The sequence below is a fragment of the Aeromonas finlandensis genome, assembly GCF_000764645.1.
Lineage (GTDB): Bacteria > Pseudomonadota > Gammaproteobacteria > Enterobacterales > Aeromonadaceae > Aeromonas > Aeromonas finlandensis.
The window spans coordinates 1-7,632 of record NZ_JRGK01000291.1; the positions used below are offsets into that span (position 1 = coordinate 1).

Sequence of the window (7,632 nt, forward strand, 5' to 3'; positions counted from 1 at the left end):
GTTCACCGGGGGTTTGCGGGCCGCGCAGCAGCAGCTCGCAGACGATGCCGAGCTCCTGGGCGCTGAACTTGAGCTCGCCAAATTCGGTGTTGCAGAATCTGTGCTGGTAGCGGGGCACCCGGGCGTTGAAACCGGCGGTGTTGACCACCAGTCGCTTGCGGATCAGCTCGTCCACTACGGCACGGATATCGAGCTCGGAGAGCTCCAGCACCGGCTCGCGGTTGCTCTTCTGGTTGCAGGCGTTGACCAGCGCATTGAGGGAGAGGGGATATTGATCCGGGGTGCAGATCTCTTTTTCAATCAGACAGCCGATGACACGGGCTTCCAGCGGGCCAAGTACTAACTCCATTTCCTACTCCCTTCCAAATCGAGACATCAAGAGCCCCTATCTTAGTCATGGTCCGCGCCGCGTCTAGCGTTGCGCACCATTTTTGCGAGGCAATCAGGGAGTTGGCGAAAGGCTCGCCAACGCCGGTGGCCTCCGGTTTTACCGCTGACCCTGATAGAAACGCGTCTTGTCGGCATACATGGCGTCGTCCGCCACCCGGCTCAGTTCGGCCAGCGGGGTGTGATCGCTGCTGCTCCAGCCGATGGCAAAGCGCAGCGGGAAGCTGTGTTCCCCATGCTGCACGGTCGCACCTTGCTGGCTCGCCTCCAGTCTGGCCGCAAGCCGCTGGCAGGCGAGGTGATCCGCCTCTGCCAGCAACACGAACTCGTCGCCTCCCATCCGGAAGATCTTCTCATCCTGACGGCAGAGGCTGCGCAGCAACTGGGCCATCCGGATCAGCAGGGCATCGCCCGCCTCGTGCCCATACTGATCGTTGGTGCGCTTGAGGCCGTTGAGATCGAGCATAAAGAGGGCGAGGTGGCGCTCGGGATAACGCGCCAGCACCGCCTGATAGTGATGGAAGGCATCCTCGAACGCCTGCCGGTTGGGCAGTCCGGTGAGGTTGTCGGTGCGGGCGACCCGTGCCAGTTCATCGGTGAAGAGTCGCCCCTCGATACCCACCGCCAGCTGCTTGGCAAACAGCCGCAAGATGGCCCTGTCTTCGGACTCCAGCCCTTCGGCGCTCACCATCAGATAGCCAAACATGACGCCGCTCTGGCTGCCGGGCAGTTTCATGATCTTCCAGAGTGCATCGTGCCATTGGCATTCAGAGTGTTTGACCTCCTCATTCATCAGCTCGGCCAGTTTCTCCTGCAGGGCATCCCGCAAGGGGGCATCGACCCCCTGGGTCAGGGAGTAGTGGGGCTGCCCGTCGCGGCGGATCACCAGCCCCCAGCGGTGGCCGGGATAGAGCTGGGAGAGCTGCAGCAGGGCGGAGCTGGCCAGCTCGGCGATATCCACATCCAGCTGCTGGTGCAGACCGAATTGCAGCCAGGATTGCAGCACATGACGGCTGCGCTCCTCCCGGCTCAGAGCCGATCGCAGGGCGGTGGTTTGTGCGGCTACCTCCTGCTCCAGTTCGTCATTGAAGCCGAGCAGCCGCTGGTTGAAGGCCTCTTTTTCGCTATTGGCGCGTTGTAGCTGTTCGTTCTGCTGATAGAGTGCCCGCACCTGAGCAGAAATGGTGTGGGCCATCTCCTGCAGCAGTTCGCGCACCTCGTCGTACTCCACAAAACGCAGCGGCGCCTGCCGTTGCTGATAGTTACCCTTGCCATAGCTGCGCACCAGCGCGGCCAGTGAGCGCAGCGGCCGGGTGAGCCAGCGGGTCAGCCAGACGCAGCCGATGGCCAGCAGCAGCAACATGACGGCGATGCTGCCGGTCAGCAGCTGCTGGGATTTGTTGAGCTCGCTGACCCTGTCATCGCTGTAGCTGTAGAGGGTAATGGTGGGGGCGATCTCCTCCTCCAGCTGGGGCCAGCCGATGGTCAAGGGTTGGGCTATCTTGCTCGGTATGTGATCGCCTCTGATCTTGCTGGCATCGTGCGCACTTTCATAGAGGCGGCGATTCCCTTGTGAAATCACCAGATACTCGCGCCCCTTGAGATAGGGCTCCAGTAACTGGGCCATCTGTTGCCAGGGGAGGATGGCCATCACGAAGCCGGCGGGGGCCTGCATCACGCCAGCGCGCTGGTGGTTGCGATAGATGGGGGCCACCAGCGCCAGACCACCACTGTGGCTGCTCTCCATGTCACCAACCAGCACGGGATCCTCGACCGGTAACAACAGATGCTTGCCCTGTTTCGCCTCGCGGGTTTTGCTCCATGCCATCAGTTGTGGCATCAGATTGCTCGATTCGAGGTGGGAGGCTCGACCATTGATATATTCCACCACCAGCCCCTTGTCATCGATGAGGTAGACCGAGGTCAGCAGGCTGTTGGACTTGATGAACGTGGCCAAGGCCAGTCGGGCATGGCTGGAGAAGAGAAAGTTGTCGAGGGCCTGATTCAGCACTCTGTCATTGCTGAGTTGATTGAGCTGGGTGCCGAGCAACTCGCTGCGAAAGCGGGCCTCGCGGGTCATGCTGGTGAGGGCTCGATCCAGCTGCGACTGCTCACTCTGGGCGATGATCTGGTGCTGACGGGTCAGCAGCACGCCACTGGTCAACAGGGCGGGCAGCAGGGCCACGGTGAACAGAATGATGATGAGGGTTGGTCCCAGCCGAAAGGTGCGATGGCTCATTTTGATTTCACCTGCCGGTATTGTTGATCGGCCAGCTGCTGCATGTAACGGGCAGCGTCAGCGGCGCTGCTCCCCTCCCTGAAGCGCTCGAACCCTTTGTCCATTGCCTGCCAGGCGATGGACATAGCGCTGTCGGAAGGCATGGGCGTGCTGAGGGTGAACTGTTCCATCAGCACTTTGGTCTGCGGCGTAGGGTGCTGGCTGATGGCGTTAAAGGCCTGCTGATTGACTGGCAGCAGCGCCCCCTGCCGATAGATGAACTGCTGGATATCGTCCCGCTGGATAAAGGCCATCAGTGCCTGGATGACGGCCCGCCGATCCTCATCATCCATCGCCCAGCGGGAGGCGCTTATCACATAGGCACCGCTCAGGGAGCGCATGGGTCTTGTTTCCCATTGGGGCAGCAGGGTCACTCCCAACTGGTCACCCATGTTTTTCACCAGATCATTGAAGGCCCAGTCCCCGTTGATGAGATAGGCGCTCTTGCCCTCGTTGAAGCGGGCCAGGGCGGTGTCATAGTCGCAGTCGGGATCGATCCACCGCTCGCTGGCGACGGCGCGGTAGGCCTCCAGCGCCTGCACCATGGCCGGTGTGTCGAGGGTGATGTGCCCTTCGGTCACCGGTGAGCCGCCAAAGGTGTGCAAAAAGGCGGCGAAGTAGTACATGTCGTGATAGGGCCAGCTGATGGGGTACACCCCTTTGGCCTTGAGGGCTGGCGCCATATCCGCCAGCTGTTGCCACCGGGTCATCGGTATCTGAACCAGCGCCTTGTTGTAGAACAGCATCAGATGATTGCCCTGCATCATGGGCATGCCCCAGCGCTGCCGGTCGAGGGTGACATAATGCAGGGTGCTGGCCATCAGGGCGGGGGAAAACCACTTGGCGGGGAGGGGGGCGAGGGCCATCTGGCGATAGAGGCCGACAAAATCGGAGGGGATCAACATCAGATCGGGTAACCCCCTGGCCTGGGCCGCCAGCAGGAGATCCGCCTTGATCTTGCCCGGTTCGAGCTGGGTGACCTGCACTCTGTGGTTCCCCTCCTGATTGAAGCGGGCGATAACCTCGTCAATCACATAACCGGCCTGCTGGGAGTGCCACAACTCCAGTTCCGGCTCCTGAGCCCGCAGGGGGTGGCTCAATGCGAACAGGCAAAGCAGCAAGAGATGATAAAAAGATCGTTTTCTGCTCATGTTATCATCACCGTTATCCCCTGAATTCAAAGGGAAAAATGTAACAAACTACCGGCCTGGCCGGTAGACCTGCGCTGCAACTAATTGACAGAAACAACAAAAAGCCCGGCTCTTGGGCCGGGCTGGAGGATAAATTGCTTATCCGCATATTCTTCGAGGCATCTATTGTGGATGTTGTTTGAGGATGTCGTATATCTCCTCTTTCAGTTTAAGTTTCTGTTTTTTCAGATCCTTCACCTCGGAGCTATAGTCGCTGGCGTGATGCTTTTCCAACTTTCTAATCTCCCCATCCAGGTCGTTGTGCAAGTCAAACTTCTTCTGGAAATGGACATCACTGCTCTTCAGTTTCGAGATGAGTTCTCTGTACTCTGGGAACATGTAATGGAACCTCCTTGGTTTCGTTTGATTGTGCCTGTAAGACCAAAGCTACCCCTTAGTGCTGGAGATAAATGTGATCCCGGTCGACTTTAGGGGCTCTCATTTGACGTATTCGGTAGGATATTTTTAACCCGTTGAATCAAAACAAGATAAGTGATTTATCAATCCGAACGGTGAAGCAAAGCGTGCACTAGGTGTGTAAACCCACCAGGTTGTTCACAGATTGAAGACGACTGATGGGGGGGCTGGTAGCCCAGACTGGCATGAGGACGATGCCAGTTGTACTCATGCAGCCACTGTTGTAAGTGTTCTGCTCGTTGCACTGACGAGTCATAACTCCGTGCATAGGCCCATTCACGTAACGCTGTCTGAATGAAGCGCTCTGCTTTGCCATTCGTTTGGGGTGTGTAAGGTTTGGTGCGCAGGTGCTTGAGTCCCAAGCGACGACACAGCTTCTGGAAGCGTTTCGACCGATAACAGGCGCCATTGTCAGTGAGTAGCCGGCTGAAACGAATGCCGAGCCCGGCGTAGTAGCGAAGTGCCTGTAACAGCGCCAGGCAGGCACTGCGCCACGTTTCATCAGGATACAGGGCGCTGAATGCCACACGGGAGTGGTCATCAACCGCCACATGCGCATACTCCCATCCCGCCCCCGGAGAGTCTTGGCGGCGGTCACCAGTCACCCGATGGCCAGGACGATGGAAGCGCCCCAACTTTTTGATGTCCAAATGCAGCAAGTCACCCGGTTTCTCATATTTATAGCGTTGTACTGGAGGGCCAGGTTCCAGATTAGCCAGCCGATTCAGCCCCATTCGTTGCAGGATACGAGCGACTGAACTGTGCCCTATGCCCAGAGATTGGCTGATGTGCCGATAGGTCTGTCGCTGTTTGCGCGGTTCGATAATCCTCTGTTGGCGCAGGTCATCAATGGCATGGGGGGCAGGATGCAGGTTGAGAAGAGCGATTGTACAAGCCATCAGGGCCCTCCTGGCGATAGCGAGTGAGCCACTTGTAAGCGGTGCGGGTACTGACGCCGGCAGCGTGAGCGGCCTCTTCAACGCGCAGGCCCTGCTCAAGGACACGCCGGACAAGAAGCTGTCGACCAAAGACGGTTAATCGGGCATTTTTATGGTTGTTCACTGGGGCACCTCGGATGATTGGTTTGGTTGGCGCCTCCAATTCTCCGGGAATGCCCCGAGTGAACAACCTACAGAGAGATCACAACTAGACAGCTGATCGCTGTTTTTTATCGCGCCGCCTTCACCGCCAGACCCAGCTGCCACACTGCCATGGCGTAGTGGGTGCTGTGGTTGTAGCGGGTGATGGTGTAGAAGTTGGGCAGGCCGTACCAGTATTGGTAGCCGGTGCCGACATCGAGGCGCAGCAGGCTCGACTCGCTGTGGTTGCCCAGGCTGCTGGTGGGGATGAGCCCAGCGCTGCGCAAGGTGGCAACCGGGTAGCGGGTCTGGAAGCCGTGCTCATAGCCGGGCAGTTGGCCCTGGCCGCGCACCGCCACCGGTTGGCCTTTCTCCCAGCCGTGGGCCTTGAAGTAGTTGGCGACGCTGCCGATGGCATCCACCGGATCCCACAGATTGGTGTGGCCGTTGCCATCAAAGTCCACCGCATAGCGCTGGAAGCTGGAGGGCATGAACTGGCCATAACCCATGGCACCAGCGTAGGAGCCCTTGGGTTCTGCCGGATCCATCCCCTCGTCACGGGTCATCACCAGAAAGGCTTCCAATTCGCTCGTGAAGAACTCGGCGCGGCGCGGGTAATCAAACGCCAGGGTGGCCAGCGCATCCAGAATGCGGGTCTTGCCCATCACCCGGCCCCAGCGGGTCTCCACCCCGATAATGCCGACGATGATCTCCGGCGGCACCCCGTAGATCTGTTCTGCCCGGTTCAGCTCGCTTGCGTATTCACGCCAGAAGTTGACGCCGTTCTGCACGTTGTCGGGGGTGATGAACTTGGCGCGATAGCGGTTCCAGGCACCGGTCGGGCCGGTGGGCTTGGCGGTGGTCGGCGCCTGGGCATCCATCAGGCGGATGATCCAGTCGTAACGCTCTGCCTGTGCCAGCACCTGATGCAGCTGGGCGCTGTCAAAACCGTGCTTCTCGACCATCTTCTGGACGAATCTGTCCACATTGGGACGATTGGCGAAGTCCCCTTTGCTAATCCCCTGGCTGTAAACGGGGCTGCGTGACGGTGTCTGGTTGATAAAGGCGCTGTTGGGCTGTGGCTTGACCACAGGCTTGGGCGCCGGGGCGCTGCTGCAGCCACCGAGCAGGGGGAATAACGACAGAGTGAGAAGAGAGGCAAGGCGACGCATAGGGTTCTCAAAGAGACTGAAAAAAAGTGCCGTCATGGTAAAACATTGTCATCCGCGTGCAAGTGTTCCGTGTGCCTTGTTTGCCGCCAATTCATCGAGCGATGGATTAGCCCTCCGGTGAGGGCTGCGCGGTTCAGCGCTGGGGGCGACGTAGAGTGTGATAACCGCTCCAGAGCCGGGTCAGGGTGGTGATGAGGCAGAGCAGGGCAAAGCCGTAGGCGAGCGGGGCGAAGGTGGCAGGCCACAGGCACATCAGCACAAAGAGGGCGATGGTCTCGCTCCCCTCGGTGAGGCCGCCCAGATAGTAGAGGGACTTGTGGTGATAGACCGGATTGTCGATCCCCCGCTTGCCCGCCATGATGGCAAACGCCAGAAAGCTCGAACCTGTGCCCATAAAGGCAAACAGCAGGGTGGCGGCGGGCAGCGCATTGGCGGGAGCGGCGATGGCAAAGCCCAGCACCACGGCGGCGTAGAAGATGAAATCCAGCGTGATGTCGAGAAAGCCGCCGCAGTCGGTGATGCCGGTTTCCCGCGCCACGGCGCCGTCCAGTCCGTCCAGCAGCCGGTTGAGCAGGATGGCCACAAGTGCCCACGGATAGCAGCCAAAGGCCAGCAGCGGCAGCGCCAGCATGCCGATGGCAAAGCCGGTGAGGCTTATCTGGTTGGCGCTGATCCCGGCGCGGCAGAGCGGTTTGGCGAGCCGGGTGAGGGGGCTGCGGATCACGGGGATCAGGTGGCGGTCAAACAAGGTGAACTCCTCGGTTAAAAACAGGATTCGGTGAGGTGGAGTATGGTGCCCGGCGCATCCTCTTCGTCGTGGGTCACCAGGATAGCGGGGATGGCCAGCGCCTTGATCTGGGCGAATACCAGCTGGCGAAAGGCGGCCCGCAGCGGCTTGTCGAGGCGGGAGAAGGGCTCATCCAGCAGCAGGGCGTCGGGTTCGGCCAGCAGGGCTCGCAGCAGACTGACCCGCGCCCGCTGACCGCCGGAGAGCAGTTGCGGCAGCTTGTCAGCCTGATCTGCCAGCGCGACCTGTGCCAATGCGGTCAGCGCCTTTTCCCGCCGTGCGCGTTTTCCCTTGATGGTCGCAGGCATGCCGAACATCAGGT

General features: G+C 59.8%; 7 protein-coding genes and 1 pseudogene. All 8 read right to left on the reverse strand.

From position 1 onward, the window contains the following. A partial coding sequence (locus LD28_RS0118115) for a DUF480 domain-containing protein (RefSeq protein ID WP_033138321.1) occupies window positions 1-349 on the reverse strand: 349 nt, incomplete at its 3' end. A 138-nt stretch (window positions 350-487) separates the two neighbouring features. Continuing rightward, complete coding sequence (locus tag LD28_RS0118120) at window positions 488-2,626, reverse strand: GGDEF domain-containing protein (RefSeq protein WP_033138322.1); 2,139 nt, start codon at window positions 2,624-2,626, stop codon at window positions 488-490. Then, on the reverse strand, window positions 2,623-3,816 hold the full coding sequence (locus LD28_RS0118125) for a sugar ABC transporter substrate-binding protein (RefSeq protein WP_033138323.1): 1,194 nt from the start codon (window positions 3,814-3,816) through the stop codon (window positions 2,623-2,625). The genes LD28_RS0118120 and LD28_RS0118125 overlap by 4 nt, the downstream gene beginning before the upstream one ends. 162 nt (window positions 3,817-3,978) lie before the next feature. Continuing rightward, window positions 3,979-4,194, reverse strand: coding sequence for an HP1242/YdcH family protein (locus LD28_RS0118130; protein WP_033138324.1), 216 nt, complete (start codon window positions 4,192-4,194; stop codon window positions 3,979-3,981). 190 nt (window positions 4,195-4,384) lie between these two features. Further along, window positions 4,385-5,334 (reverse strand): annotated as a pseudogene (locus LD28_RS22635) (IS481 family transposase). A gap of 106 nt (window positions 5,335-5,440) precedes the next feature. Further along, window positions 5,441-6,523 (reverse strand): lytic murein transglycosylase B, encoded by a 1,083-nt coding sequence (gene mltB, locus LD28_RS0118140; protein ID WP_033138326.1) that lies wholly within the window; start codon window positions 6,521-6,523, stop codon window positions 5,441-5,443. 133 nt (window positions 6,524-6,656) lie between these two features. After that, a complete protein-coding gene (locus LD28_RS0118145; RefSeq protein WP_033138327.1) occupies window positions 6,657-7,271 on the reverse strand; it encodes a CDP-alcohol phosphatidyltransferase family protein in 615 nt (204 codons plus the stop codon). 14 nt (window positions 7,272-7,285) lie between these two features. Then, on the reverse strand, window positions 7,286-7,632 hold a 347-nt coding region (locus tag LD28_RS0118150; RefSeq protein ID WP_033138328.1), incomplete at its 5' end, for an ATP-binding cassette domain-containing protein.